26 protein-coding genes and 1 tRNA gene are annotated in these 25,656 nt (G+C 62.7%); 12 read left to right on the forward strand and 15 right to left on the reverse strand.

The window, feature by feature from the left end:
- Positions 1–58 precede the first annotated feature (58 nt).
- Together K3756_RS14935 and K3756_RS14940 are read right to left on the reverse strand one after the other, a co-directional pair.
- Positions 59–844, reverse strand: coding sequence for an MBL fold metallo-hydrolase (locus tag K3756_RS14935; RefSeq protein WP_259988753.1), 786 nt, complete (start codon positions 842–844; stop codon positions 59–61).
- Between the two features lie 101 nt (positions 845–945).
- Positions 946–3,528: a mechanosensitive ion channel family protein gene (locus K3756_RS14940; RefSeq protein WP_259988755.1), complete on the reverse strand. Its 2,583-nt coding sequence runs from the start codon at positions 3,526–3,528 to the stop codon at positions 946–948.
- Between the two features lie 200 nt (positions 3,529–3,728).
- Here K3756_RS14940 and K3756_RS14945 point away from each other — a divergent pair, with 200 nt between their 5' ends.
- From K3756_RS14945 to K3756_RS14980, 8 genes are all read left to right on the forward strand, one after another.
- The gene (locus tag K3756_RS14945; protein ID WP_259988757.1) at positions 3,729–5,009 is read left to right on the forward strand and encodes a nucleotide sugar dehydrogenase; all 1,281 of its coding nucleotides are present in this window, start codon (positions 3,729–3,731) and stop codon (positions 5,007–5,009) included.
- Positions 5,010–5,092: 83 nt separating this feature from the next.
- Positions 5,093–6,241: a glycosyltransferase family protein gene (locus K3756_RS14950; protein WP_259993571.1), complete on the forward strand. Its 1,149-nt coding sequence runs from the start codon at positions 5,093–5,095 to the stop codon at positions 6,239–6,241.
- A gap of 4 nt (positions 6,242–6,245) precedes the next feature.
- Entirely contained in the window at positions 6,246–7,472 is a 1,227-nt protein-coding gene (locus tag K3756_RS14955) for a glycosyltransferase family 4 protein (protein ID WP_259988759.1), read from the forward strand.
- On the forward strand, positions 7,472–8,527 hold the full coding sequence (locus K3756_RS14960; RefSeq protein ID WP_311201701.1) for a glycosyltransferase family 4 protein: 1,056 nt from the start codon (positions 7,472–7,474) through the stop codon (positions 8,525–8,527). Before K3756_RS14955 ends, K3756_RS14960 begins: the two co-directional genes overlap by 1 nt.
- Positions 8,524–9,105, forward strand: a complete 582-nt coding sequence (locus tag K3756_RS14965; protein ID WP_259988761.1) for a histidine phosphatase family protein — start codon at positions 8,524–8,526, stop codon at positions 9,103–9,105. Before K3756_RS14960 ends, K3756_RS14965 begins: the two co-directional genes overlap by 4 nt.
- Positions 9,105–10,241, forward strand: coding sequence for a glycosyltransferase family protein (locus K3756_RS14970; RefSeq protein ID WP_259988764.1), 1,137 nt, complete (start codon positions 9,105–9,107; stop codon positions 10,239–10,241). The genes K3756_RS14965 and K3756_RS14970 overlap by 1 nt, the downstream gene beginning before the upstream one ends.
- Positions 10,234–11,001: a polysaccharide deacetylase family protein gene (locus K3756_RS14975; RefSeq protein WP_259988766.1), complete on the forward strand. Its 768-nt coding sequence runs from the start codon at positions 10,234–10,236 to the stop codon at positions 10,999–11,001. Before K3756_RS14970 ends, K3756_RS14975 begins: the two co-directional genes overlap by 8 nt.
- Positions 10,988–11,464, forward strand: coding sequence for a class I SAM-dependent methyltransferase (locus K3756_RS14980; RefSeq protein ID WP_259988768.1), 477 nt, complete (start codon positions 10,988–10,990; stop codon positions 11,462–11,464). The genes K3756_RS14975 and K3756_RS14980 overlap by 14 nt, the downstream gene beginning before the upstream one ends.
- Here K3756_RS14980 and K3756_RS14985 read toward each other — a convergent pair.
- Positions 11,452–12,288 (reverse strand): 3-keto-5-aminohexanoate cleavage protein, encoded by an 837-nt coding sequence (locus tag K3756_RS14985; protein ID WP_259988770.1) that lies wholly within the window; start codon positions 12,286–12,288, stop codon positions 11,452–11,454. The genes K3756_RS14980 and K3756_RS14985 overlap by 13 nt on opposite strands.
- A gap of 60 nt (positions 12,289–12,348) precedes the next feature.
- Positions 12,349–12,531: a hypothetical protein gene (locus K3756_RS14990; protein WP_259988772.1), complete on the reverse strand. Its 183-nt coding sequence runs from the start codon at positions 12,529–12,531 to the stop codon at positions 12,349–12,351.
- Positions 12,532–12,637: 106 nt separating this feature from the next.
- Between K3756_RS14990 and K3756_RS14995 the strand changes: the two genes are divergently transcribed.
- Positions 12,638–12,835, forward strand: a complete 198-nt coding sequence (locus K3756_RS14995; RefSeq protein ID WP_259988774.1) for a DUF3072 domain-containing protein — start codon at positions 12,638–12,640, stop codon at positions 12,833–12,835.
- A gap of 186 nt (positions 12,836–13,021) precedes the next feature.
- Here K3756_RS14995 and K3756_RS15000 read toward each other — a convergent pair whose 3' ends face one another.
- On the reverse strand, positions 13,022–14,050 hold the full coding sequence (locus K3756_RS15000; RefSeq protein ID WP_259988776.1) for a RelA/SpoT domain-containing protein: 1,029 nt from the start codon (positions 14,048–14,050) through the stop codon (positions 13,022–13,024).
- A gap of 194 nt (positions 14,051–14,244) precedes the next feature.
- Positions 14,245–16,044, reverse strand: coding sequence for a translation elongation factor 4 (lepA, locus tag K3756_RS15005; protein ID WP_259988779.1), 1,800 nt, complete (start codon positions 16,042–16,044; stop codon positions 14,245–14,247).
- Positions 16,045–16,365: 321 nt separating this feature from the next.
- On the opposite strand from lepA, the gene K3756_RS15010 reads away from it, so the two are divergent.
- Together K3756_RS15010 and K3756_RS15015 are read left to right on the forward strand one after the other, a co-directional pair.
- Positions 16,366–17,454 carry a porin gene (locus tag K3756_RS15010; protein ID WP_259988781.1) on the forward strand — a complete coding sequence of 363 codons (1,089 nt, stop codon included), beginning with the start codon at positions 16,366–16,368 and terminating at the stop codon, positions 17,452–17,454.
- A gap of 175 nt (positions 17,455–17,629) precedes the next feature.
- Complete coding sequence (locus tag K3756_RS15015) at positions 17,630–17,995, forward strand: hypothetical protein (protein WP_259988782.1); 366 nt, start codon at positions 17,630–17,632, stop codon at positions 17,993–17,995.
- A gap of 13 nt (positions 17,996–18,008) precedes the next feature.
- On the opposite strand, the gene K3756_RS15020 is transcribed toward K3756_RS15015, so the two are convergent.
- From K3756_RS15020 to K3756_RS15045, 6 genes are all read right to left on the reverse strand, one after another.
- Complete coding sequence (locus K3756_RS15020; RefSeq protein ID WP_259988784.1) at positions 18,009–18,473, reverse strand: low molecular weight phosphatase family protein; 465 nt, start codon at positions 18,471–18,473, stop codon at positions 18,009–18,011.
- Positions 18,474–18,475: 2 nt separating this feature from the next.
- A complete protein-coding gene (locus K3756_RS15025) occupies positions 18,476–18,955 on the reverse strand; it encodes a UPF0262 family protein (RefSeq protein ID WP_259988785.1) in 480 nt (159 codons plus the stop codon).
- An 82-nt stretch (positions 18,956–19,037) separates the two neighbouring features.
- Positions 19,038–20,339: a histidinol dehydrogenase gene (gene hisD, locus K3756_RS15030; protein ID WP_259988788.1), complete on the reverse strand. Its 1,302-nt coding sequence runs from the start codon at positions 20,337–20,339 to the stop codon at positions 19,038–19,040.
- Between the two features lie 105 nt (positions 20,340–20,444).
- Positions 20,445–20,915, reverse strand: coding sequence for a DUF2948 family protein (locus K3756_RS15035; RefSeq protein ID WP_259988790.1), 471 nt, complete (start codon positions 20,913–20,915; stop codon positions 20,445–20,447).
- Positions 20,915–22,183 carry a UDP-N-acetylglucosamine 1-carboxyvinyltransferase gene (gene murA / locus K3756_RS15040; RefSeq protein WP_259988793.1) on the reverse strand — a complete coding sequence of 423 codons (1,269 nt, stop codon included), beginning with the start codon at positions 22,181–22,183 and terminating at the stop codon, positions 20,915–20,917. The genes K3756_RS15035 and murA overlap by 1 nt, the downstream gene beginning before the upstream one ends.
- Before the next feature lie 2 nt (positions 22,184–22,185).
- Entirely contained in the window at positions 22,186–22,374 is a 189-nt protein-coding gene (locus tag K3756_RS15045) for a hypothetical protein (protein ID WP_259988795.1), read from the reverse strand.
- A gap of 95 nt (positions 22,375–22,469) precedes the next feature.
- Between K3756_RS15045 and K3756_RS15050 the strand changes: the two genes are divergently transcribed.
- Positions 22,470–22,544 (forward strand) — tRNA-Thr (locus K3756_RS15050).
- A gap of 119 nt (positions 22,545–22,663) precedes the next feature.
- Here K3756_RS15050 and K3756_RS15055 read toward each other — a convergent pair.
- The 3 genes from K3756_RS15055 to K3756_RS15065 all read right to left on the reverse strand — a co-directional run bounded on the left by K3756_RS15055 (position 22,664) and on the right by K3756_RS15065 (position 25,655).
- Positions 22,664–23,998 (reverse strand): TRAP transporter large permease subunit, encoded by a 1,335-nt coding sequence (locus K3756_RS15055; RefSeq protein WP_259988797.1) that lies wholly within the window; start codon positions 23,996–23,998, stop codon positions 22,664–22,666.
- Position 23,999: 1 nt separating this feature from the next.
- Positions 24,000–24,551: a TRAP transporter small permease subunit gene (locus tag K3756_RS15060; protein WP_259988799.1), complete on the reverse strand. Its 552-nt coding sequence runs from the start codon at positions 24,549–24,551 to the stop codon at positions 24,000–24,002.
- Between the two features lie 78 nt (positions 24,552–24,629).
- Complete coding sequence (locus K3756_RS15065) at positions 24,630–25,655, reverse strand: TRAP transporter substrate-binding protein (RefSeq protein ID WP_259988801.1); 1,026 nt, start codon at positions 25,653–25,655, stop codon at positions 24,630–24,632.
- Position 25,656 lies beyond the last annotated feature (1 nt).

Consider the following 25,656-nt stretch of genomic DNA (forward strand, 5'->3'; position numbering starts at 1 on the left):
TGCCGAAAAACTCCGGAGAGCGCGAGAGGCAGTGCCTCTCGCATCCGGCCCCGCCGGATCAGCCGTACCAATCCGCGATTTTCACTTCCGTATCCGTCCCGACCATGCGGGCAAAGGCGTCGGGGTCTTGCGTGCCACCATCGCGGCCCCTGAAATGATAGGGGTAGACATAGGTCGGCTTGAACTCCGCCACGGCGGATGCGGCCGCATTGGCATCCATCGTGAAGGGCAGGTTCATACAGACAAACGCCAGATCGATGTTCTGCAGATTGCGCATCTCCGGGATGTCTTCGGTATCGCCCGACACATACATACGGAATCCTTCGAAATTCAGCACATAGCCGTTGTCGCGCCCTTCGGGGTGAAAATTCAGCCGCTCTTGCGTGGTGTTGTAGGCCGGGATCGCCTCGATGGCCAATTCCGCAAAAAGCGCGGTGCCCCCGTTGGCAATCTCGCTCGCGCGCGATTTCAACCCCTCCGGCAACATCGCGAAAACGGCAGGATTGGTGATAATCTTCGTGTCCTGCCCCGCGATGCCTTGCAACGTGGCCGCATTGTAGTGATCACCGTGTTCATGCGTGATCAGGATAAGGTCGGGCGCAGGGAAATCGGCATAGGTGTCGACCGCACCCACCGGATCGACATAGATCGTACCGAGCGGTGTTTGCGCCACGAAAGACGCGTGGGCGACAGGATGGATCGTAATTGGCCCCGCGGGCGTGTCAAAGCGGTCGCCCGCATGGGCGTCCGCAAGCGCAGCATAGGGCAGAATGGTGACCGCTCCGGCGCTGGCAGCGCTGTCGATCAGAAAACGGCGGCGGGACGGGATGTAGGCATGGGACATGGGGTCTCTCCAGTGCTCGGGTCATCTGCCCTTCGACCTAGATTGCAGCCCCGCCCGTTCAACCCCCGCCTTTTGAGCCGCGTCTCTTCAACGCCAAGCCCTCAGCGGTCATCGCCGCCGCCGGCTTCCTCCCCTTCCAGCAGATCTTCCTCCAGGCTCGCGTGCGCGGCAGCCGCCACCTCGCGCTTTTGCTCCTCGGTCAGGTCTTCGGCATTGCCATTGGCCAGCCGTACAGTCACTTCGCGGTGGGCAAACTTCACCCCTTCGCGTTCGAACAGGACACGGATTTCTTCGTATACCTTCTTGCGGACCAACCATTGATCACCCGGTTTCGTCATGAATTTGACGCGGATGATCATTGCGCTGTCCTGCATTTCGATCACGCCCTGTGATTTCAGCGGTTGAATGAAGTTGTCGCCAATCACCGGGTCGCTCAACAGCTCCTGACCGAGCTTCTTGATCAGCTTGCGTACGGTTTCCACGTCCGTGTCATAGGTGACCCGCAAGGGCAGCTTCATGATGACCCAGTCGCGTGAGTAGTTGGTCATGACTTGCAATTGCCCAAACGGGATCGTGTGCAGCGCGCCCAGATGGTGGCGCAGCTGGAACGACCGAACGGAGATTTTCTCGACCGTGCCCTTCACGCCGCCAACGTCCAGATATTCCCCTTTGCGGAACGCATCGTCGAGCAGGAAAAACGCGCCCGCGAAAATATCCTGAACCAGTGCCTGACTGCCAAAGCCCACGGCAATGCCCACGATGCCCGCACCGGCAAACAGGGGGCCTACGTTGACGCCAAGCTCCATCAGCACAATGAGCCCGATCGACACCACCACCACAATCAGGATCAGATTGCGGAACAGCGGCAGCAGCGTGGCCAGACGCGATGCCGACGAACCACCGCCCTCGTCGCCCAGTTCTCCCTCTTCGTCGTCGCCCGACTCTTCGGCAATCTTGGTATCGATCCAGATGCGGAACAGGTGGTAGACGATGTAGCCGATGAACATGATGATGATCACGTCGAGCAATCGGTTGGTGGTGTTGGCCACCATGCGGGTGCTTTCGTTTTCCCAGATGTTGAGAAACGCGTAGGCCCCCGCCACGAAGGCGAGAATACCCGCCACCCGCCGCGCCAGATCCTCGTAACTGTTGAGCACACGCGGCGCGTTGCCCGCTATTTCGGCGGCGCGCGCACGATCCGCCATCAACTGATGCGACCGCGCGTCGATCTCGTCGCTGCTCAGCGCGTCGGTGGCAGCGATCTCCACCGGTTGGGCCGGTTCGATCCGGTCCTTCAACGGACCTGCGGGGCTGTCTGCTTCGAGCGCGCCTGTTGGGTCGGCGTCCTCATCCGGTCCGTCCTCCTGCAACTCTCGCTGTGCGCGGGCCACTTCCTGCAGGCGGCTTTGCTCTGCGGCCTCACGCTCGGCCTGTTCGGCCCGCAGGATGCGCACCGCGCGGGCGCGGGCGAACCCGCGTTCGATCACAAAATTGATGACCCCGTAGACCACGAGGATCGACAGCAGGATCGCGTAGGCCCCTGCAATAAGCGGGAACCCGAAGGGAATGCCCACGACCTGCTGGTAGGTGATGCTGAGCCAGGCCACGACCACGTAGAGGATGACCGCGGGCGCCCATGCCTGCGCCAGAAAGCGCATGAGCGTTCCGCAATCGGCCGGCGCCTTGCCGTGCCGCAGGGCGTTCGAAATCGCGCGACGGTTCGTCAGAACCAGCGCTACGCTCAGCAGCACCATGATCCCGGACATCATCGTGACAAAGACCGCCGTGATGTCCCGGTTCAGGCCCAGTTCCGCCAGCCAGATGCCGAACAGGATACCGATGATGTTGAAACTCGTCGTGATCCACAGCCACCGGTGCAGCCGCTTGGCCGCGCGGTCCGACATGATCGGGATCCGGTATTGCGGCAGGAACGGCGACAGCACCATTCGCCAGACCCCCGCCACGAAGCGGCAGCCCAGATAACCTACGTTTATCAGGGTGACCGTGAACTGCATCGCGCTGTCTTCGAGCGGTGGCAGAAAAAGGATCCCGATGATGTAGGCCACCGCGACTGACACCAGCGCCCCCACGACGCCCAGAAAGAACCGGAACGCCAGAAACGGCATCTTTTCGGCATAGCCCTGCGGCGCATCGATGGTGCGGGCCACCACGAATTTTCTGGCAAAGCGTTTGCCGAACAGTTCGATCTCGACCAATACACCGATGCCAAAGAGCAGGAGGCTCAACCAGAGCGCCTTGAAAAAGGTATAGATTTCGCCGGTGGGGCTGGCGGCCCGCAGGATATACAGCACTTCGTTGTAGGAATTTGGCAGGTCCCTGATCCGCTCGATGGCAAGATCGCGGAACTGGTCCGCGGTCGATTGCGCTTTCATCAGGCCAGACATTTCCGACCCGCGGGCCATCGCACCGTCCTCGGCAGACGTATCCGTCGCCGCGGCAGGCGTCTGGGTCAGTACATTGCCGTTGGTGTCGATAACGATGATGCCGACACCCTGCTCTGCCGCCTGTTTGAGCGTTGCCGCCAGCTCATCCGATGCGGATGTGTCCTCCTGCGCGCCGATGTCGGATGTGAACAATGATCCGACCCCCTGTGCGCCACCGGGAAGGGCACCCGCGAGCGTCAGCAGCAAAAAGACCAGCAGGCAAGAAAGAAGAGAGCGCATGGGCAGCACCAATCAGTTCATGAAATCATGTAATGACGCTACGGCGGGACCCGCTTCAATGCAATTGGCAAGCCTCACCAGACTGTGACAGGCCAGAGACGTTGCCTAATAGAGATGCTTTTGCATGACGCGGCATTCTGTGCGATAGCACAACAAGGCGCCCTGGTGCCGTCCAAGATACGACCGCCAGAGGACCGATCATGCCGCCAAACCGCCACCACGACCCCGTTGCCGTTCTCGGACTTGGCTACGTGGGTTTGCCGTTGGCGCTGGCGCTCGCGCGGGCGGGCTTTGACGTGACCGGATTTGACATCCACCCGCCCACGGTCGACGCGCTGAGGGCCGGGCATGACCCCAACGGCGAAATCGCGGATGAAAAGGTCGCTCACAGCAGTGCACGTTTCACCCATGATGCCGCCGATCTGTCGGGCTGCCGGGTTTTCATCATCGCGGTTCCCACGCCCATTACCGATGCCAAAGCGCCTGATCTGGGTCCCGTTCTGGGCGCCTGTGCCTCTATCGCGCCCCATCTGAGCGACGGGGCTCTGGTGATCCTCGAAAGCACCGTCTACCCCGGCGTGACCGAAGATATCTGTGGTCCCGCGCTCGCGGCGGGCAGCGGTCTGGCCATCGGCCGGCAGATCAAACTCGCCTACAGCCCCGAACGGGTGAACCCCGGCGATGCCGAACATTCCATGGAGAATGTGATCAAGATCATCGCCGCACAGGACGCCGAAACGCTCGACCGGGTCGAGGCGATCTATGCGCCGGTCGTCAAGGCGGGCCTGCACAAGGCCTCCGACATCAAGACCGCCGAGGCCGCCAAGGTGATCGAGAACACGCAGCGCGATCTTAACATCGCGCTGGTCAATGAATTTGCCCTTATCTTTGCACGGCTGGGGCTCGATACGCTGGACGTGCTGGAAGCGGCGGGCACCAAATGGAATTTCCTGCCGTTCCGGCCCGGATTGGTCGGTGGACACTGCATCGGCGTTGATCCCTATTACCTGACCTACCGCGCAGAACAGCTTGGCTATCATCCCGAGGTCATTCTTGCCGGGCGGCGCATCAATGACCAGATGGGGGCCCATGTGGCACAGACGCTGATCAAGGCGATGATCGGCCGCGACATCGGGGTGCGGGGCGCGCGGGTGCTGATCCTTGGCTATACCTTCAAGGAAAACTGCGCCGATACCCGCAACACGCGGGTCGCCGATATCGTGGCCGAACTGGCCGACTATGCCGTGGCCGCGGATGTGCACGATCCCTGGGTCGGGGCGGCGCGGCTGGAGGAAGAGCACGCATTGAGCGCGGTGGCGCAACCGCAGACCGGCGTTTATGACGCCATCGTCGTGGCCGTGGGGCACCGTGAATTCGTGGCGATGGGGGCCGACGCGATCCGAGCCTTCGGCAAGCCGGGTGCCGTGCTTTATGACATCAAAGGCGTGTTCGGGAAATCCGGCAGCGATCTGAGGCTCTAGGCGCGACCGTGACACAGACAGACCACGATACGCCGCGCGTGCCGGACCGCACCGCCCCTGCCGAGAAAACATCGCGGCGCGTGATGTTCTACAGCCACGACACGTTCGGACTGGGCCATCTGCGTCGCAGCCGCGCGCTGGCGACCGCATTGACCGAAGGCGACCCGCAGGCCTCGGCGATCATCCTGACCGGATCGCCCGTGGCCGGGCGGTTCACCTTTCCCGAACGGGTGGACCACATCCGCCTGCCCGGCGTGACCAAACTCCCCGATGGCACCTACGTCAGCTCGACGCTCGGGCTGAACATCGACGCCACGACCAACCTGCGGGCCGGTCTGATCCAGTCGGCGGTCGAACAATACCAGCCGGACCTGCTGATCGTGGACAAGGAACCCACAGGCTTTCGGGGGGAGTTGCTCCCGACGCTGGAATGGCTGACCGAGCGCGGCGCCTGCCGGATCGTCTTGGGCCTGCGCGATGTTCTCGACGAACCCGATGTGCTGGCCGCCGAATGGGCGCGCAAAGGCGCGGTTCAGGCGGCCGAGGCCTACTACGACGAATTCTGGGTCTACGGGGTCAAGGACATCTATGACCCGACCCATGGCTTGCCCCTGTCGGATGCCACGCGGGCGCGGATGCACTGGACAGGCTATCTGCGCCGCGAGGTCACTGATGCCGAGGATGTGCCGGAAACCCCCTATATCCTGATCACGCCGGGTGGCGGTGGAGACGGGGCGGCAATGGTGTCGCAGGTGCTCGACGCGTTCGAGGCCGACCCGACACTCGGCCCCGACGCTGTGCTGGTCTATGGCCCCTTCCTGTCCGGTGACGTGCGCGACACGTTCGATGCGCGGGTGGCCAAGCTGGGGGGCCGTGTCACCGCGACCGGTTTCAACAGCCGTATCGAGGCGTTGTTTGCGGGCGCCCAAGGTGTCATCTGCATGGGCGGGTACAATACCTTTTGTGAGGTGCTGAGTTTCGACCAACGGGCAGTGATCGTGCCGCGCACGGTGCCACGGCTGGAGCAATACATCCGCGCCAGCCGCGCCGAAGAGTTGGGACTGGTGCGCATGCTCGACGACACGCGCGATGGCAGCGGCACCCAAGCCATGATCGAGGCCATCCGCGGCCTTCCCGATCAGCGCAAACCGTCTCAGGCGGGCGCGGATGGGTTGCTCGACGGGCTGGATGTGGTGGTGCGCCGTGGCCGCGCCCTGATGAAAAAGGACTGATCCCATGCCCAAGCTCGCCGTTGTCGTCAAAGGCTGGCCGCGCCTGTCGGAAACCTTCATCGCGCAGGAACTTGTCGCTCTCGAAGAGGCGGGTCTCGCCTTCGACATCTGGTCCCTGCGCCATCCGACCGACAAAAAGACCCATCCGCTGCATGACCGGCTGCAGGCGCAGGTGCGGTACCTGCCCGAATATCTGCACCTTGAACCGCGCCGCGTTCATACCGCGATGGGGGCCGTGTGCGCCCTGCCCGGTTTTGACGCGGCCGCCGAGGCCTATGCCGCCGATCTGGCGCGGGACGACACCGCCAACCGCCGCCGCCGCTGGGGGCAGGCCTGCGTGCTGGCCCACGAGGCCGGGTCGGATCTGCAGGCGCTTTATGCCCATTTCCTGCATACCCCTTCGTCTGTCGCGCGGTATGCCGCGATCCTGCTGGGCATACCGTGGTCCTTTTCGGCCCATGCCAAGGACATCTGGACATCTCCGGAGTGGGAGCTGCGCGAAAAACTGTCGGCGCAAAGCCACGGGGCCGCTTTCGGCGCAACCTGCACGGCTTTTGGCGCGGAACATTTGCAAGGTCTGGCCGATGATCCGGCCCGTGTCGATCTGGTGTACCACGGTCTGGACCTCGGCCGTTTCCCCGATGCCCCCGACCGCGCGCCGCGCGCGAAAGGTGCGCCGCTGGCGCTGATGTCCGTCGGACGGCTGGTCGAGAAAAAGGGGTTCGACAACCTGATTGATGCGCTCGCCCTGTTGCCCGAAACGCTCGACTGGCATTTCACACACATCGGGGGTGGCACGCTCAATAGCGAGATGCGCGCGCGTGCCGAAGCGGCGGGGGTTGCGGCGCGCATCACGTGGCGCGGTGCCTGTGACCAACCCGAGGTGATTGCGGCGATGCGCAAGGCCGATCTTTTTGTTCTGCCGTCGCGGGTGGCGGCAGATGGCGACCGCGACGGGCTGCCGAATGTCCTGATGGAAGCGGCCAGCCAGAAACTTCCGATCCTGTCGACGCCCGTGTCGGCGATACCGGAATTCATCGATACTGGTGTCCATGGCCTGCTGAGCGATGATGCGCCCGCTGCGCTTGCCGACAATATCATGCGGATTGCCGATGACCCCGCATTGGGGCCCCGTCTGGCCGAAGCGGCCCACGACAGGCTGCACGCAGAATTCACGATGATGCCGGGCATCAAGCACCTGCACCGCCGCCTGCAAGCTCTTTTAAACTGATGCATCTGGCCTTTTACGCTCCCTTCAAACCGCCCGATCATCCGGTGCCTTCGGGCGAACGGGCGATGGCGCGGGCCTTGATCACCGCGCTGGAAGGGATTGCCGACACCGTCACGCTCGCCAGTCGGTTTCGCAGCCGCGACGGGGCGGGCGTCAGTGCGCTGCAAAAGGAATTGCGTACCGAGGCGGACGCGCTGATCCCCGATCTGGTCGCCCGCGGGCGGCAGGCGGGTTGGCACGCGTGGATCAGCTACCACAACTACTACAAAGCGCCCGACCTGTTGGGACCGGCCGTCGCCCATACGCTCGGCATCCCCTATCTGCTGGTCGAGGCCACCCGCGCACGCAAGCGGCTGAACGGACCGTGGGATGCTTTCGCCCGCGCCGCCGAAGCGGCAAGCGATGCGGCCCGCGTCATATTCTACTTCACCGAGCACGATGCGGAATCCCTGCTCGAACTTGCGCCCGCACATCAATCGGTCATGCCCCTGCGCCCGTTTCTGGCCCGCGAAGATCTGCCGCCGGCAACGAACGGCGGCGACATGGTAACCGTCGCAATGATGCGACCAGGCGACAAACTGGCGTCTTACGAGCTGTTGGCAGACACGCTTGCCCTGCTGGAAGGGGACTGGCGGTTGCGCATTGCGGGTGACGGTGACGCGCGCGCGCAGGTCGCAGCCCTCATGGCCCCTTTCGGGGATCGCGTCGAACTGCTGGGCCAATGTGATGCCACGACCGTCGAGACGCTATATCAAAACGCCTGTGCCCTGTTGTGGCCGGGCGTGAACGAGGCATTCGGAATGATCTATCTCGAGGCGCAGGCGTACGGCCTGCCCGTGATCGCGCAGGACAGGCCCGGCGTGCGGGACGTCTTGCTGCCCGCATCCTACCCCGCCCCCGAAGAGGGGGCCGCAGGGCTGGCCCGCCTTGCCAGCCATACCCTCGCGAACCCGCCTGACCGCGATGCCCTGCGGGCTTATATATACGCCAATCACCTTCTTGGGTCCGCCCGCACCGCGTTGGGCGCGGGTCTTGCGCAGGCAGGTGTCACATGATCCGGCTGGGGCTTTTGCGGCACGGGCATACGCCGTGGAACCGCGCGGGGCGCATACAGGGGCGCAGCGACATCGCGCTCGACCCGGACGCGGCGGCCGATCTTGCCAAACTGCGCCTGCCTGAGAGTTTTGCGGACGCCGATCTGTGGTCGAGCCCACTTTTGCGCGCGGCGCAAACCGCCCGCATCGTGGCCGGGCGCACCGCGCAGACTGACCCTGCGTTGATCGAAATGAATTGGGGCACTTGGGAAGGCCTGCACGGGCGTGACCTGCGCGCCGATCCGGCCAGCGGCTTTCGCGACATCGAACAGTGGGGGTGGGACTATACCCCGCCCGACGGCGAAAGCCCCGCTGCCCTGCGCGCACGGCTTGTCCCTTGGGCAAACGGATTGACGCGCGATACGCTGGCGGTATGCCATATCGGGGTGATGCGGGTGTTGCTGGCGCACGCGACAGGCTGGAATTTCGACGGGCCAGCCCCTTTCGCGGTCAAGCGCAACCGCATTTACATCATTGAACTCGACGGTGCGGATTGGCACATGCGGCCGGAGCCCGTTCGATTGGAAGAAGCCTGCTGATGCGCGTGATGATTGTCGTAACCCACCTGCTGGGCACTGGTCACCTGTCGCGGGCGCTGACGCTGGCGCGGGCGTACAAGAAGGCCGGCCACAGGGTGATGGTCGTATCGGGGGGTATGCCGGTCCCCGTGCTCGATACCGGCGATATCGATATTGGCCAACTGCCGCCCGTGCGTTCGGATGGGGTCGACTTCGCACGCTTGTTGACCGCAAACGCCAGCCGCGCAAGCGCCCAGTACATGCAGGCCCGCAGCACGCTGCTGGTGGCGCATCTGGTGCGGTTCCGGCCTGACGTGATCATCACCGAACTTTTCCCCTTCGGGCGGCGCATTCTGGCAAAGGAGTTTACCGCGCTGCTGGAAAAAGCGGTGGTGCAGTTAAATCGCCCCGTCATCTGTGCTTCGGTGCGCGACATCCTTGCCCCCCCGTCCAAACCCGCCAAAGCGGCAGAGACCGAAACGCTCATCGGCGATTTCTATGATGCGGTGCTTGTGCATTCGGACCCCACGCTCACCCCGCTGAACGACAGCTGGCCTGTGTCGGACGATCTGCAGCGCCATCTGCAATACACCGGTTTCGTGGCGCCTCCGCCCGCCGCGGCACAGGCCGACGGTATCGGGGCGGGCGACGTGCTGGTCAGCGCAGGGGGCGGGGATGTCGGGGCATATATTTACGAGACCGCCTTGCAGGCCGCACGGTTGACGCCTGAACTGCGCTGGCGATTGCTGGTCGGCGGCAGCAAGAGCGCGCAGCATGTCGAAACACTCGCCGCCACGGCGCCGCAGAATGCGATCGTCGAAGCCGCCCGCCCCGATTTCAGGCAAATGCTTCTGCATGCGCGCGCGTCTGTCTCGATGTGTGGCTACAACACGGCGCTGGATATCTTGCAGGCCGGCACCCCGGCGGTGTTCATCCCGTTTGACGAAGGATCCGAGGTCGAGCAGAGTTTGCGCGCGCGCGCCCTGAGCAGGCAAGAAGGGCGCTGCCTTTTGGCCCGGTCTGATCTCACCGCAGAGCGTCTTGCCGCGGCGGTACGCGATTTACCCCAAGGTCCCTTGTCCAATGACACGCTATTCAACGGGGCGCAAAGGACGGTCGAGATCACCGATTGGTTGCGGGCACAGACCAATGACTGACTGGTCGCCCGTCTCCCGCGAACTGGCGGCACTGCGCGCCGATGGCGTGCCGCTTGCGATATGGTGGCGTGACGACGATGCCGTTTCTGCGACGCCCGCGCTTGATCGTCTCGACGCCTTGTCCGCGCAGCTTGACCTGCCGGTGCATATTGCGGTGATCCCTGCACATGCAGACCGCACGCTGGTGGACCGTGTCGGCGATGGCGCGCGCCTGCGCCCGCTTGTCCACGGCTGGGCCCACGAAAACCATGCGCCCGAAGGGGCCAAGAAGGCCGAGTTCGGACACCCGCGGCATGACGCTGCCGACGACTCCCGCCGTGCCCTGCATCGGTTGAGCGGCCTTTTCGGCGCGACGCTGCACCGGCTTTTTGTGCCGCCATGGAACCGCGTGACCCCCACGCTTTTTCCCGATCTCGCGACGCAGGGATACCTTGGCATCTCCACCTTTATGCCACGCGAGACCGTCTTTGCCGCGCCGGGGTTGCAGATCATCAATACCCATCTCGATCCGATCTTCTGGCGCGGCACCCGTGGTCTTTTGCCCGAAGACGCGCTGGTCCAGACGTTGGCCGGTCTGTTGGCAGACAGGCGCACCGGCGCGACAGACGCGACCGAGCCGTTTGGGCTTTTGACCCATCATCTGGTGCATGACGCCGACATCTGGCGCTTTACGCAGACCTGCCTTTCCCATCTGCTCGACGGGGGCGCCACGCCTGCCGATCTGAGCCCTTTCAAGGATACCCCGCATGAGCAGACTTGAATCCTTCAGACGCCGTTTGACGGCACAGATTGACGGGCTGAACTGGGCCGCCCGCCAGATCGACGGGCTCAACGGGGATGTTCTGGAACTAGGGCTGGGCAATGGCCGGACGTATGACCATCTGCGCCAGGAGCTGCCGGAGCGTCGTATCAGGGTGATCGACCGGGTGATGAACGCCCATCCCGCGTCCACGCCGCCCGCGTCCGACTTTCTGCTGGGCGAAGCCGAGGACATGCTGGGCCGACTGGCGGGTGAAGGGGCGCGGATGGCTTTGGCGCACTATGACTTCGGTTTCGGGGTCAAGGAGAAGGACGTGGCCGAAGGCGCGCGGCTGTCACCTTTTATCGCGGCCTTGATGGTGCCGGGCGGTCTGGTGGTATCGCAACAGCCGCTGGTGGGCTTTACCCAGATCACGGGCCCGGACACAATCGATCCCGACAGATACCTGTTCTACCGCGCCTGAGCGGGGCGCAGACCGAGCATCTGACGTGCCTGCGCGGGGGTCGCGACGGGACGGTCGTATTTGGCACATAAATCGGCGGCGCGGGCGATCAGCGCGGCGTTCGAGGGGGCGAGGGTTTCGCGGTCGAGCCGGACGTTGTCTTCGAGGCCCGCGCGGGTGTGCCCACCGGCGGCGATGGCCCATTCATTGAGGTGGATCTGGTTGGGTCCGATGCCCGCGGCACACCAGAGCGCATCCGGAGACAGCCTCTCTAACGTCTTGATATAAAAATCAAATGTTTCGCGATCCGCGGGCATTGCGTTCTTCACACCCATGACGAACTGGACGTAGAGGCGGCCCGGTATCCGGCCGTCCCGGTTCATTTCGGCGGCTTTGTGGATATGGCTGAGATCGAAGGCCTCGATCTCGGGCTTCACGTCGTATTTCACCATCTCGGCGGCCAGCCAATCGACAAGGTCGGGCGGATTTTCATACACGCGGGTGGGGAAGTTGTTGGAGCCGACAGACAGGCTCGCCATATCGGGGCGCAGGGACAACATTCCTCCGCGCTCGTGGCCCGCGCCGGACCGCCCGCCGGTCGAAAATTGTACAATCATATCAGGGCAGTGGCGTTCGACCCCTTCCTTGAGGGCGGCAAATTTCTCGGGGTCGGAGGACGGGGTTTCATCATCGTTGCGCACGTGGGCATGGCAGATGGAGGCCCCCGCCTCGAAGGCGGCTTGGGTGCTTTCGATCTGCTCGGACACGCTGATCGGGACGGCCGGATTGGCGGATTTGGTGGGCACCGATCCGGTGATGGCAACGCAAAGAATGCAAGGGGTCATGGCGGCTCCGTCGGGGTGTGCACAAACTGTACACCGGTTGTGCACAACGCGTACACCGCTTTAGCGCCAGTCCATCGCCCGCAATACCGCGTAGGTGGCGGGCAAGGACGCCAGAGCCGCAAGCCCGCCCGCGGCAAGCAGCGGGGTCCAGAAGAAATATCCCGCAAGGATCAACGCAACGGTGGCGACGCCGAAGAGCGTGGTGAAAACGACGCTGTAGATGGCGAAAGCAAAGTGAATCATGACGGCCCCTTTCGGGGAGGAGGATAGCACGCACGCCCCGCGCGTCACCCGTTCGGGAACCAATCGCCGCGCCGCGCATTGGTTAACGGAACACAAGGAGAACATCATGGACAACCCGAAAGAGAACCCGACCGGCAATGCGATCAAGGACCCGGAGGATTGGGTCACCGGAGACGAACCGATGACCGGCGCGCAGGCGAGTTATTTGAAGACCCTGTGCGAGCAGAACGGCGAGGAGTACGAGGACGGGCTGACGAAGGCAGAGGCGAGTGAGCGGATCGAGGCGTTGCAAGGGGCGGAGTAAACGTCGCGCGGCGTTCGCGGTGGAGGGAAAGCGTAGGGTGTGCATTCATGCGCACCATCGCGCGGGTTGATGGGGTGGCCGGTGCGCATGAATGCGCACCCTACGGGTGGTTGTGGTTGAGCGCTGCGCAGGAGCGGAGGGGCGGGAAGCGGCAAAGTTTGCGGGATGTTCAAACCGTAACAGATGCTAGGAAAGTTTCATCAAACCTTCCCTTATGAAATCGACAAACGCCCTAGCGTCGGAAAAGTAGTTCCTAAAGGCATCACGGATATTCGCCTCACTTTCGCCCCTCACAAGTACGATATCTGCGTCTTCACCAAACTCTCTTTCGAGATCATCGTAAGCCTCAATTGCCTTGTTCACATTTTCATACGCCCTTAGCTGAAGCGCATCTTCCTCCTCGCTCAAGTCAAAGCGAAAAATCAAGATAGTATTCTTTTTGAAGTTGATGCCACGATCGGAAGTGCCACGCAGATTATCGAATGTCTGAAGTAAACCTAGGCGTCGATCAGCCGTGCGAAACTCAGTTATCAACTTTTTGTCAGAAAGTTCCGAGCAGCAGGATTTCTGGCCCTCTACCGTTCGAGCTATGATCTCACTTGAGAGCTGGAAGTAACGCAAGTAATGCGACTGAGCGTCATCAAATTTGATTCGGTTAGAGGTTATCAGATCCGCAACTTCGACGGCAGTAGCCCAAGCATGTTGCGGCAGAGTTCGATATTGGATTTCAAGTTTTAGCCCATTCCAGGGTTTGCCCCCGACTGAATTAACTGAGTATTGATAAACGTCGTGTATGCCGCGATAGCCTGTCGATTTCGGCTTTTGTATATAGTCAAATTTCTGCGGGTCATGATTCAGATGATGTTTCCAGCGAGCACTGTGCATTGAACTTCTCACAGCGTGCAGATCCTCTACGTTGTTAAAGACCATTCTGCAGCCTGCAATATCGTGCATCGAGGAAAGCGGCATGTTGGGTTCACGCACCAGTTTATCAAGAATCGTATTTCTGCGTTTCAACCTCTGACCAACCGATGTAGCGATTCCTTTCGAATGATTTCGAATATTCGCTTGGAAAGTATTCAAAATGTAAGCATGTGAAGCACGAAAGTTTTCGAGAACCCGATTATCTTCGGATGTCGCACAATCCTTCACGATCCTTTTTCCGGCTGACCGTATTCTGCTGTTCGTGTATTTAGGACGGGCAAAATTAACCATAATTGCGTTCCCTTCTTCTCTAATGGGACCCTGTGCAACCGAAGAGCAGGAGGTGCAGCCGGTTCTTAGAGTTCTTGCCCAAGTTCTGCAGTTCGGTCAAAGAGCTTTCTGCCACCACAACCGGAGTGGGACCGCGCCCCGCTGCGCGGGACTCTCATCCCACCGTCTTTCATCAGCTTGGAAAACGGACAGCCTTAGCTGTCCATTTTCAGGGCGCTGATGAAAGCTTCCTGTGGAATATCCACTTTCCCGAACTGCCGCATCTTCTTCTTGCCGGCCTTCTGCTTGTCCAGCAGCTTGCGTTTGCGCGTCGCGTCGCCGCCGTAGCATTTGGCGGTCACGTCCTTGCGCATGGCGGAGAGGGTTTCGCGGGCGATGACCTTGCCGCCGATGGCCGCCTGGATCGGGATTTTGAACATGTGGCGGGGGATGAGGTCCTTGAGCTTTTCCACCATCGCGCGGCCGCGTTGTTCGGCGCGGTCGCGGTGCACCATCGTGGAGAGCGCGTCGACGGGTTCGTCGTTGACGAGGATGCTCATCTTGACCAGCGCGTCGGTGCGGTAGCCGATCATCTGGTAGTCGAAGGAGGCGTAGCCCTTGGTCACCGATTTGAGCCGGTCGTAGAAGTCGAAGACCACCTCGTTGAGCGGCAGATCGTAGACCACCATGGCGCGGGAGCCTGCGTAGGTCAGGTCTTCCTGTATGCCGCGGCGGTCCTGGCAGAGTTTGAGCACATCGCCGAGGTATTCGTCGGGCACGAGGATCGTCGCCTTGATCCGCGGCTCTTCGAGGTGGTCGACATGGGTCAGGTCGGGCATGTCGGCGGGGTTGTGCAGCTCGATCATCGTGTCGTCGCGCATGTAGACGTGGTAGATCACCGAGGGCGCGGTGGTGATAAGCTCGATGTTGTATTCGCGTTCAATCCGGTCGCGGATGACCTCGAGGTGCAAAAGCCCCAGGAACCCGCAGCGGAAGCCGAAGCCCAGCGCGGCGGATGTTTCCATCTCGAAGCTGAAGGAGGCATCGTTGAGTGCGAGTTTCTCGATGGCGTCGCGCAGGTCTTCGAACTCGGCGGAATCCACGGGGAAGAGCCCGCAGAACACCACGGGCTGGGCCGGTTTGAAGCCCGGCAGCGCGTCTTCGGTGCCTTTTTTCTCGGTCGTGATCGTGTCGCCCACGCGGGTGTCGCGCACCTGCTTGATGGAGGCGGTCAGGAAGCCGATTTCACCCGGCCCCAGTTCGTCGATTTCGGTCATGGCGGGGCGGAAGACACCGATGCGGTCCACGTGGTGGGTGGTCCCGTTCGAGAGCATCTTGATCCGGTCGCCCTTTTTCAGCTTGCCGTCCATGATGCGCACCAGAACGATCACGCCGAGGTAGCTGTCGTACCAGCTGTCCACCAGCATCGCCTTGAGCGGGGCGTCGCGCTCGCCCTTGGGGGCGGGCAGGTTGTGGACGATGGATTCGAGCGTTTCGACGATGCCCTGCCCCGTCTTGGCAGAGACCTGAATGGCGCCGGTGGCGTCGATGCCGATCACGTCCTCGATCTGTTCCGCGACGCGGTCGCAGTCGGACGCGGGCAGGTCGATCTTGTTCAGGACAGGCACGATTTCGTGGTCGGCGTCAATGGCGTGGTAGACGTTGGCGAGCGTCTGCGCCTCGACGCCCTGGGTGCTGTCGACGACCAGCAGCGAGCCTTCGACCGCGCGCATGGAGCGGGAGACCTCGTAGGCGAAGTCAACGTGACCGGGGGTGTCGATCAGGTTGAGGACATAATCCTCGCCATTTTGGGCGGTATAGTTGATGCGGACGGTCTGCGCCTTGATGGTGATCCCGCGTTCGCGTTCGATGTCCATGCTGTCGAGCATCTGGTCCTTCATCTCGCGCGCGGAGACGGTGTTCGTTTCCTGAATCAGGCGATCGGCCAGCGTGGATTTCCCGTGGTCGATGTGCGCCACGATCGAGAAGTTCCGGATGTGTGAAAGCGGTGTCATGGGCCTGATATGTAGGGGTTTGGGGGGCTGGTCAAGCAGTGATGTGCGCGGTGCGGCGACGTGGCAAAGCGGGCGCGGCGCCGCCCTGCCCGCGCGTCGCCTGCGCGGCGGCATCGCGCAGCACGGTTGCGGGAGTTTCACGGTTATGTCGCTTTGCGGGTTTGCGGACTATCGCGGGCCGGTGCCGCGGGTTACGCTGGAGCAATCACGCCGCCGCGATCAGACGTGCACATCCGTGACTTGCATCTTTGGAACCGAATGGTCCATTACTTGCCCTGCACCGATTTCGCGCCGCGGCGCCCTTCACACAGGAGAATCTTCATGGCTTTGACCGTCCGAAAACTCACCTATGCGCTGCCCTTTGCCGTATTGGTCCCCGCAACCGCCCACGCGCAGGACGCGTCTCCGTGGGACTTTTATGGCCAGCTGAACCTCGGCATCATCAATGTCGACGATGGCAGCGATACGGAAACCAGCTTTACCGACAACGACAACTCCAACAGCCGCTTCGGGCTGATCTTTAGCCAGGATCTGGCGAACGGAGGGCAATTCCGGTTCCACTTCGAAACCGCCGTCGGGTTCACCGGATCCAGCAGCATCACCCGCGAGGACAATGATTTCGACGCCAATTACCGCCGCACGGAATTGCGCAAGTTCGAGATCATCTATGACACGCCCAACATTGGCCGGTTCAGCTTTGGCCAGGGGTCGATTGCGACCGATAGCGTGGCCGAAGCCGATCTGTCGGGCACCAGCGTGATCGCCTATTCCAGCCTGCAGGATCAGGCGGGCAGCCAGATTTTCCGTGGCCCGGACGGCAGCGATTCAGGGGTGACGGTCGGCAACGCGTTTTCCGCCTTTGACGGGGGCCGCCGGTTCCGGCTGCGGTATGACACGCCCGAATACAACGGTTTCGTGTTCTCGGTGTCGGGCGGCGAAGAAGTGCTGGCCAGCGGCAATGACGATGAATTCTACGACGCGGCGATCACCTACAACCGTGATTACGGCGACTACAAGGTGTTGGGGCGCGTGGGCTATTCCATCCGCGACAGCGACGAGGAGCTGCTGCTGGGCTCTACCGCGGTTCTGCATGAACCGACGGGCCTGAGCCTGCATGTGGCGGCCGGCCGTCAACAGGAAGGCGAGGCGAATTACGTATATGTCAAAGGTGGCTACCAACGCGACTGGTTCGCGGTGGGCCGCACGTTTCTGTCGGTCGATTACTATCGCGGCGATGATTTCGACACCATCGGATCGGAAAGCACGTCTTACGGGATCGCCGCGGTCCAGAAGCTCGACGCCTATAATGTTGAGCTCTATGCCAGCTACCGCACTTTCGAATACGAAGGCGGCGCATCGGCGGTCGATGATATCGACGTGACCTTTGTCGGGGCGCGCTGGAAGTTCTGATTAACCGAAAATTTGCGGAAACCTGACACAAGGGGGTGCGGCACGGCGCCCCCTTTGCGTTTTCGTGAATTGCCCCGTTGGCGATATTGCGCCATATTGCACTCACGAGGCAGAGCAGTGTTGCATCCAATACGGGGAAAACCCCGACGCGACACGCGCAAAAAAAGGCAGTGATATGAAATCAGTTCTGATGGGGCTGGCAGCCCTGAGTGTTCTTGCCGCCTGTGGTGGTGGCAATCGCGATGTTGCAACGCGCGCCAGTTTCATGGCCCCCAGCAGCACACTCTATGCCACAGGACCGGTTCAGCGGGCCTGTCTGGCGCAGGACCGCCGTGCGGCCAGCAAGGCGCGCTGCGGGTGCGTTCAGGCGGTCGCAGACCGTGCGCTGAGCGCGGGCGAGCAGCGCCGCGGCGTTCAGGCGTTCAAGGACCCCCACAAGTTGCAGGTCTGGCGGCAGTCCGACCGCGCCAGTGACAACGCCTTCTGGCGCACGTGGAAAGCGTTCGGTCAGGATGCCGCGCGCCAGTGTCGCGCCACCTGAGATCGGGCGTTCGTCAGATTTGCGGCTGGGTCGGTTCGCCGAACCGGTCGGTCAGACGTTTGATGATCTGATCGCGGGCGGCGCGGAATTGCGTCAGCTTGGCGTCGCGCCCTTCGCCGATGCCGGTCGGGTCGAGGATGGGCCAGTATTCGACATCCAGATGAAAGAACCGCGTCAGCTCAAGCGCCCTGCGTTGGCTGGCCGGGGACAGGGCGATCACCAGATCGAATGACGACAAATCATCGCCCCACTGTTCCATTTCATCAAAGCTGCGCGAGCGGTGCCGCGACAGTTCGACATCCATTTCCTGACACACCGCGATCGAGAAGCCGTCGATTTCGAGATCGTTCTTGACCCCCACCGACTGCACATAGGTTTCGGTGCCGTAGAATTTCTTCATGATGCCTTCGGCCATGGGGGACCGGACGGCGTTGTGATCGCAACAAAAGAGCACCGATTGAGGCAGATCCTTTTCCAACCTCAGCCCCCGAAGTGCAGCACGCAGATCAGGGTAAAGAGGCGGCGCGCGGTGTCGATGTCGATCTCGGCCTTGCCCTCCAGCCGTTCCTGAAGCACGCGGCTGCCCTCCATGTGGATCCCGCGCCGCGCCATGTCGATAGTTTCGATCTGGGCGGGGGGCAGTTTTTTCACCGCGTCGAAGTAGCTTTCGCAGATCTGGAAGTAATCCTTGACCACTTGCCGGAACGGCCCGAGCGACAGGTGGAATTCGGCCGCTTTTTCGGCGTCTTCCGTGCTCACGTCAAAGACCAGCCGCTTGTCACGGATCGACAGGCCCAGATGATAGGGCCCCGGCGGGACAGGCCGCGCATCGCGCACCGGCAGCACGAAAGAATTGTCTTCGAGCAGGTCGAACATGGCCACTTTGCGCTCTTGCTCGATCTCGGGCGTGGGCGGCGGCAGGTTCGCGTCGTCAAGGACGATATGGGTAATGGTGGACATGGGAATGGCGCGGGCTCCAAGGGCTTGAGCCGTTTTGTAGCCCAGCGCCGGGGGGCTGGCAATCGCCCCCGACGTGACGTTTTCAGCCGTTGAGTTTGCGCAGGCGGGCGGTCACCGACAGGCCGTGGGCCTCGAGGCTTTCGGAGGCGGCGAGGGTTTCGGCCCCCGGCCCGATGGCGCGCAGGGCTTCGGGCGTCATCCGTGCCAGCGTCGTGCGCTTCATGAAGTCGAGCACCGACAGCCCCGACGAGAACCGCGCGGAGCGGGCCGTGGGCAAGACGTGGTTGGGCCCGCCGATGTAGTCCCCGATCGCCTCGGGCGTCCATTGGCCCAGAAATATGGCGCCCGCGTGGGTGATTTGGTCGGCCAGCGCCTCAGGGTCGGCCACGCACAGTTCGAGGTGTTCGGGAGCGATCCGGTCCGACAGGGTGGCCGCCGTTTCAAGGTCCGGCACGGTGATGATCGCGCCGTAGTCCCGCCAGCTGGGCCCCGCGATATGTTTGCGTTGCAGCGTTTGCAGATGCCGGTCCACCGCCGCGGAAACCGCTTTGCCCAGAGCGGGATCGGTGGTGATCAGGATCGACTGGGCGCTTTCGTCGTGTTCGGCCTGGCTGAGCAGGTCGAGCGCGATGAAGTCGGGATCATTGTCGCCATCCGCGATCACCAGAATCTCGGACGGCCCCGCGATCATGTCGATGCCGACCTTGCCGAAGACACGCCGCTTGGCCGCCGCCACAAAGGCATTGCCGGGCCCGGTGATCTTGTCCACAGGGGCGATCGTGTCGGTGCCGTAGGCCAGCGCGGCCACGGCCTGCGCGCCGCCGATGCGGTAGATTTCGTCGACACCCGAGATTTGCGCCGCCAGCAGCACCAGCGGGTTGAGCACGCCATCGGGTGTGGGCACAACCATCGCGAGCCGCCCGACGCCCGCCACCTTGGCCGGGATCGCGTTCATCAACACAGAAGACGGGTAGGACGCCAATCCGCCCGGCACGTAAAGCCCTGCCGCGGATACCGCCGACCAGCGCCAGCCCAGCGTCGCGCCTGCCGCGTCGGTCCAGCTTTCGTCGGCGGGCAACTGGCGGGCGTGATAGGCGCGGATGCGGTCCGCGGCCAGTTCCAGCGCCGCGCGTTCGGCCTGCGAAACCTCTTCGACGGCGGCCGAAATTTCTTCGGCCGATATGCGCAAGGCTTGCGGCGTCAGGGCGACCCGGTCGAATTTCTCTGTCAGATCGATGACCGCGGCATCACCACGGGTACGCACATCCGCAATGATGTCGGCCACGATCTGATCGACATCGGGGCTGTCTTCGCGCTTGGCGCTCAGCAGAGCGGCAAAGGCCGTTTCGAAATCGGCGGCGGTGGCATCGAGGGTGACGGGCATGCAAAGGCTCCTGCACTGCGGGCGGATCATGGGCGCGTCCGAGGTAGCGGGCTTTGCCCACCGCCTCAAGAGGGGTGCGTCACCAAGCGCGCACCCTGTCGGGCCTCAATTGGGATGGCGGGGCAATTTCCGGCTGGGCGCCACGTAGGGCCGCGTCACATCACGCAGTCCCACCTCGAGCGCTTCGACCTGCAGGCGGATGGCCCCATCGCCCGCCAGCGTCAGCGTCACGTGGCCCGACGGCGCATCCGTCTGCTCGAATGCGATTTGCAACAGCGACAGAACCGTATCGGGATCGCCCTTGGGGATGCCCTGGCTCGCCACACCCTGCACGTTGGAAAACACCAGAACCGATTGCACGCGCTCGGCGGCATGGCGTGTCTGGCCCTCGTCCTCCCAACGCACCCGGTTGAGCAGCAGCGCAAAGCGGCGCGCCGCCCTGTCCCACTGCATCTCGGAGGCGGGAAACACCGCATCCTGCGCAAGGCTCGAGATAACCTCGAGATCGCCGGCATCCATCGCACCAAGGTTCAGCGGCTGCTCTGCACCGTCTTCGAATGTCGCGTCCTGGGCCATTATTCCTTGATCCGTTCAATGTCGGCACCGATGCCGCGCAGTTTCGTCACCACATGCTCATACCCGCGATCGAGGTGATAGACACGCGAAACCGTTGTTTCACCCTCGGCGGCCATTCCCGCAAGGATCAGCGACACCGATGCGCGCAGATCGGTTGCCATCACCGGGGCACCGCGCAGCCGGTCGACACCGGTGACGATCGCGCGCCCGCCCTGCACATCGATATCCGCCCCCATGCGGATCAGTTCCGGCGCATGCATGAACCGGTTCTCGAAGATTTTTTCCTCCAGCGTCGACACCCCGTCGGCGGTGCACAGGAGCGCCATCATCTGGGCCTGCAGATCGGTCGGAAACCCAGGGAAGGGTTCGGTCGTCACGTCCACGGCCTTTACCCGGTCGGCACGGCGGCGGACCTTCAGACCGGCCTCTGTCTCGGTCACGTCGATACCGGCGGCATCCAGCTTTTCGCAAAACGCCCCCACCAGATCGATGCGGCCACCCAGACACTCCACCTCGCCGCCGCAAATCGCCGGTGCTAGCATGTAGGTGCCCAGTTCGATCCGGTCGGTGACCACGGGATGAGTGGCGGCACCGAGCCGGTCAACGCCCTGAATGGTGACGGTCGATGTGCCGTCGCCGTCGATCTGTGCACCCATGCGGCGCAGGCAATCGGCCAGATCGACGATTTCGGGTTCGCGCGCGGCGTTGTTGATGACGGTGGTGCCCTTGGCGAGGGTCGCGGCCATCATGATGTTTTCCGTCGCGCCGACCGAGGCGAACGGGAAATCGATGACCGCGCCGCGCAAGCGCCCCCCCGCCGCCTTGGCGTACAGATATCCATCGCGCAGATCGATGTCGGCCCCCATCAGCGCCAGCCCGTCGGTGTGGATGTCCATGGGGCGTGCACCGATGGCACAGCCGCCGGGCAGCGACACCTCGGCATACCCTTCGCGCGCGAGCAGCGGGCCCAGCACGAGGTTCGACGCGCGCATCTTGCGCACGATGTCATATTCGGCCCGGGTATTGATTGTGCCGTGGCAGGACATGGCCAGCACACGGCCTTCCTGCAGGGACGTGACTTCGGCCCCCAGCGACTGCAGCAACTGCGTCATGGTGCGGATGTCCGACAGGCGCGGCGCATTGGTCAGGGTCAACGGCTCTTCGCTCAGCAATGTGGCGGGCATCAGCGTCAGGCAGGCGTTCTTGGCGCCCGCAATCGGTATTTGCCCGCTCAGCGCGCCGCCGCCCCGTACCAGAATCGAATCCATCGTCAGCTGTCCTTGTCCTGTGCGCCTGTCCGGGCGGTTGTGTCGCCCGCCCCATCACCCTGGTCCGTGCGGGCGCGTGATTGCGCCTTGCGACGCGCCATATTGGCCTTCAGCGCCTGTTTCAAGCGCGCCTCTCGGGCCTGTGCCTTGACGGTCTTTGATGAGGGTCGGGACGGTGTTTGCTCTGCCATGGGGCCTGTCTATCGCAGGGCGCCGAATTGGTCCAGATTTGCGCGGAATTTGGGTTGCGTGGGGCCACAAATGGGTCTAATCACCCCGCACCGGCGCTGCTGTAGCTCAGAGGTAGAGCACTCCCTTGGTAAGGGAGAGGTCGAGAGTTCGATTCTCTCCAGCAGCACCAGTTTCCCCCACCCGATTCTGTTCCACGATACGGGCCGCCGCATGCGGGGCTTCATCTTGCCCTTAAACTCAATTCTAGGGGCCGCAAACGGGTGCCGACGCGGGCGTGGGCGCGCTCGGTTACAGCCCGTCGATCAACGTGATGCCGGGGAACGCCAACAGCAGGGCTAGCGCAACAATCTGCAGACCGATGAACGGCAGCAGCGCCTGGAAAATCTCGCCGAGAGATATGTCGGGGGGCGCCACGCTCTTGAGATAGAAGGCCGCGGGGCCAAAGGGTGGGGACAGGAAGCTGACTTGCATGTTCATCGCGAACACCACACCGAACCACACCGGATCATAGCCAAGCGACACCACGATCGGCACGAAGATCGGCATCGTCAGCAGCGCGATACCCACCCAGTCAAGGAACATGCCAAGGACAAACAGGATCGCCATCATAAACAGGATAATGACCATCGGTTCTTCGGAGATACCGGTGATCAGCTGCGACACAAAGCGAATGCCACCCATCAGGTTGAACACGCCCACGAGCGCGGTGGCGCCGATACCGATCCAGACGATCATGCCGACGGTGGCCAGTGTCTGGCGCGCGGCGCCGATGAGCAGGTTCAGCGAAAACTCACCCCGCACCACCGTAGACAGCGTCACGCCCAGCACGCCTACGGCGGATGCTTCGGTCACGCTGGCGATCCCGCCGTAGATCGAGCCGAGCACGAAGAACACGACAAGGCCGGGCAGAAACAGACCTTTGAGCAGGCGCATCTTTTCGGACGCGGGGATGTCGCCCTGTTCGGGGATGGGCGCGAGCGCGGGGTTCATATAGGCGCGGGCGAGGATGTAGAGCACGTAAAGCCCCGCCAGCATCAGACCCGGCACAAAGGAGGCGGTAAACAGATCGCCGATGGAGACGTTGGCGGTCAGCCCATAGACGATCAGCACGATCGACGGCGGGATCATGGTGCCGAGCGCGCCGCCTGCACAGCACACGCCGATCGCGAGCTTTCGGTCGTAGCCCAGCCGCAGCATCTGTGGCAGGGCCAGTAGCCCCAGCAGGACGACTTCGCCGCCGATGATGCCGGACATGGCGGCGAGGATGACGGCCACCAGCAGGGTCTGGATCGCCACACCGCCGCGCAAACGGCCACCCACCAGACGCATCGCATCGAACAGATCGCGCGCGATGCCCGACCGATCGAGGATTGCGGCCATCAGTACGAACATCGGCACCGATACGAACACAAACGAATTCACGAAGCTGAAAATGCGACTGGTGATCAGCGGCACCGCCATCGGCCCGAACCAGCCCAGTGCAAAGATCAGCGCCACCAGCAGCGTCACGAAGGCAAGCGGCATACCGGTGAGCAGCAGCAACAGCAGCGAGGCAAACATCGCGAAAGTTGCCCATTCGATCCCCATCGCCTTGAGGTCGAGCAGCGTCGAGAGCCATTCCATGTCAGTCGTCCTTCTTGCGCAGATAGGCCAGAGACAGCACTGCGAATTGCACGGTCATCACCACGAGGATGCCCAGCAGGAAAAGTTTCAGCAGCCCCGGTGTCGGCGGGTTCCACGCGGAGCCCGATGTCTCCAGCCGGAAGTCGCCCGCGGGGGTCCAGATCGCGCGCTGCACCCCTTTCCACGCGGCCCATGTGAACATGGCGGTCGCGAGAAAGCAGGTGATCGAAATGGCCACGTCGAACAGCCTGCGCAGACGCGGCGACAGAAAATCGTAGATTAGCACCACGCGGATGTGCGCGTTGCGGGCCACGGCATAAAGACCGCCGTAGACGAAGGCGCTGGCGGTCAGGAAAATCACCGTTTCATGGGCCCAGACGGTGGGCGCGTTGAGCACGTAGCGCAAGAAGATCTCGACCACGAGGATGGCGGCGGCGACCAGCAGGCCGATGGCGAACACGATGCCCAGCCGGTCGATGATGCGGCCCATGGCCCCTGCGTGCGGGTCGGGACCCGGATCGCGGTGCAGTTGTTCGATGATTTCTTCGGCCATGTCGGCGCCCCCTCCCCTTGCGCGTGTGCGGCGCATGTGCCCCGCCCCGCGCACAGGCGGGACGGGGCATCATCTTGCTTATTGCGAGATCATACCCTGCGAGACGAGGTATTCCGTCAGCGTATCATAGACGCGCTGTGCATTGTCGGACTGGCTGGCGACCTTGCTCCATTCGCCCTGCGCGATGGTGCGGAACTTGGTGCGCTCGGCGGCCGACCAGTTGTGCACGGTGATGTCGGGGTTGGCGTTCGCTTCGGCCACGGCCAGCGTGTCGTTGGCGGCCAGTTTGCCCACCATGTTGTGCGCAAAGTCACGCACCGACACTTCCATGATCGCCTGCAGATCGGCGGGCATGCTGTCCCACTTTTCCTTGTTCATCGACACTTCGACCAGCGGCATGGAGTGGAAGCCGGGGTAGACCGGATGCGTTGCCACATCGTGCATGCCCTGTGCGTGGTTGGTCGAGAACACGGTATAGTCCGCCGCGTCGATCACGCCCTTGTCGAGCGACGTGAACACTTCGGAGCCGGGCAGGTTTACCGGCGCGGCACCCGCAGCGGCGAACACCTGTTGCACAAGCCCTTCGGGGGCGCGCATTTTCAGACCCGCCAGATCGTCGACACCTTCCAGAGGCACCTTGGAGATGAACGATTCCAGACCCGGTGTGGTCGCGCCGATGAAGTGCAGACCGTAGGGCGCGAGGATGTCGCGCATCAGCTCGTTGCCGCCACCGTATTCAAGAAAAGCGAACATTTCGTAGGGCGAGGACCATGCGCCAACGGGGTTGGCGATCAGGCCGAAGGCGGCATCCTTGCCGGTGAAATAGGACGTGTCGGTGATGTGCCCGTCGATGATGCCCGCGGCGACGGCATCCTGCGTTTCGGTGTGCTGCACGATGGAATTGACCGGCAGCATTTCGATGGTCACGCGGCCACCGGTCAGTTCTTCGACCGATTGCGCCCATTCGACCTTGAGCTCGAAATTGGGGTTGCCTGCGGGGTCGGACGACTGGAACCGCAGGGCGTAGTCCTGCGCGGTGGCGGCGGTGGCCAGACCCATTGCCACGACGGCGGCGGCGGTGAAGGATTTGAAGGTAAGCGACATT

This window comes from Sulfitobacter sp. S190, assembly GCF_025141935.1.
Lineage (GTDB): Bacteria > Pseudomonadota > Alphaproteobacteria > Rhodobacterales > Rhodobacteraceae > Sulfitobacter.

What these genes read in the sequence shown, in the direction of transcription:
- K3756_RS14990 (WP_259988772.1), bottom strand. Translation starts at nt 12,531, where the DNA reads ATGATTCACTTTGCTTTCGCCATCTACAGCGTCGTTTTCACCACGCTC.
- K3756_RS15035 (WP_259988790.1), bottom strand. Translation starts at nt 20,915, where the DNA reads ATGGCCCAGGACGCGACATTCGAAGACGGTGCAGAGCAGCCGCTGAAC.
- K3756_RS14965 (WP_259988761.1), top strand. Translation starts at nt 8,524, where the DNA reads ATGATCCGGCTGGGGCTTTTGCGGCACGGGCATACGCCGTGGAACCGC.
- K3756_RS14935 (WP_259988753.1), bottom strand. Translation starts at nt 844, where the DNA reads ATGTCCCATGCCTACATCCCGTCCCGCCGCCGTTTTCTGATCGACAGC.
- K3756_RS14945 (WP_259988757.1), top strand. Translation starts at nt 3,729, where the DNA reads ATGCCGCCAAACCGCCACCACGACCCCGTTGCCGTTCTCGGACTTGGC.
- K3756_RS14940 (WP_259988755.1), bottom strand. Translation starts at nt 3,528, where the DNA reads ATGCGCTCTCTTCTTTCTTGCCTGCTGGTCTTTTTGCTGCTGACGCTC.
- K3756_RS15025 (WP_259988785.1), bottom strand. Translation starts at nt 18,955, where the DNA reads ATGTCCACCATTACCCATATCGTCCTTGACGACGCGAACCTGCCGCCG.
- K3756_RS14970 (WP_259988764.1), top strand. Translation starts at nt 9,105, where the DNA reads ATGCGCGTGATGATTGTCGTAACCCACCTGCTGGGCACTGGTCACCTG.
- K3756_RS14960 (WP_311201701.1), top strand. Translation starts at nt 7,472, where the DNA reads ATGCATCTGGCCTTTTACGCTCCCTTCAAACCGCCCGATCATCCGGTG.
- lepA (WP_259988779.1), bottom strand. Translation starts at nt 16,044, where the DNA reads ATGACACCGCTTTCACACATCCGGAACTTCTCGATCGTGGCGCACATC.
- K3756_RS15055 (WP_259988797.1), bottom strand. Translation starts at nt 23,998, where the DNA reads ATGGAATGGCTCTCGACGCTGCTCGACCTCAAGGCGATGGGGATCGAA.
- K3756_RS14955 (WP_259988759.1), top strand. Translation starts at nt 6,246, where the DNA reads ATGCCCAAGCTCGCCGTTGTCGTCAAAGGCTGGCCGCGCCTGTCGGAA.
- K3756_RS15010 (WP_259988781.1), top strand. Translation starts at nt 16,366, where the DNA reads ATGGCTTTGACCGTCCGAAAACTCACCTATGCGCTGCCCTTTGCCGTA.
- K3756_RS15045 (WP_259988795.1), bottom strand. Translation starts at nt 22,374, where the DNA reads ATGGCAGAGCAAACACCGTCCCGACCCTCATCAAAGACCGTCAAGGCA.
- K3756_RS15065 (WP_259988801.1), bottom strand. Translation starts at nt 25,655, where the DNA reads ATGTCGCTTACCTTCAAATCCTTCACCGCCGCCGCCGTCGTGGCAATG.
- hisD (WP_259988788.1), bottom strand. Translation starts at nt 20,339, where the DNA reads ATGCCCGTCACCCTCGATGCCACCGCCGCCGATTTCGAAACGGCCTTT.
- K3756_RS14980 (WP_259988768.1), top strand. Translation starts at nt 10,988, where the DNA reads ATGAGCAGACTTGAATCCTTCAGACGCCGTTTGACGGCACAGATTGAC.
- K3756_RS14995 (WP_259988774.1), top strand. Translation starts at nt 12,638, where the DNA reads ATGGACAACCCGAAAGAGAACCCGACCGGCAATGCGATCAAGGACCCG.
- K3756_RS14950 (WP_259993571.1), top strand. Translation starts at nt 5,093, where the DNA reads ATGTTCTACAGCCACGACACGTTCGGACTGGGCCATCTGCGTCGCAGC.
- K3756_RS15015 (WP_259988782.1), top strand. Translation starts at nt 17,630, where the DNA reads ATGAAATCAGTTCTGATGGGGCTGGCAGCCCTGAGTGTTCTTGCCGCC.
- K3756_RS14975 (WP_259988766.1), top strand. Translation starts at nt 10,234, where the DNA reads ATGACTGACTGGTCGCCCGTCTCCCGCGAACTGGCGGCACTGCGCGCC.
- murA (WP_259988793.1), bottom strand. Translation starts at nt 22,183, where the DNA reads ATGGATTCGATTCTGGTACGGGGCGGCGGCGCGCTGAGCGGGCAAATA.
- K3756_RS15000 (WP_259988776.1), bottom strand. Translation starts at nt 14,050, where the DNA reads ATGGTTAATTTTGCCCGTCCTAAATACACGAACAGCAGAATACGGTCA.
- K3756_RS15060 (WP_259988799.1), bottom strand. Translation starts at nt 24,551, where the DNA reads ATGGCCGAAGAAATCATCGAACAACTGCACCGCGATCCGGGTCCCGAC.
- K3756_RS14985 (WP_259988770.1), bottom strand. Translation starts at nt 12,288, where the DNA reads ATGACCCCTTGCATTCTTTGCGTTGCCATCACCGGATCGGTGCCCACC.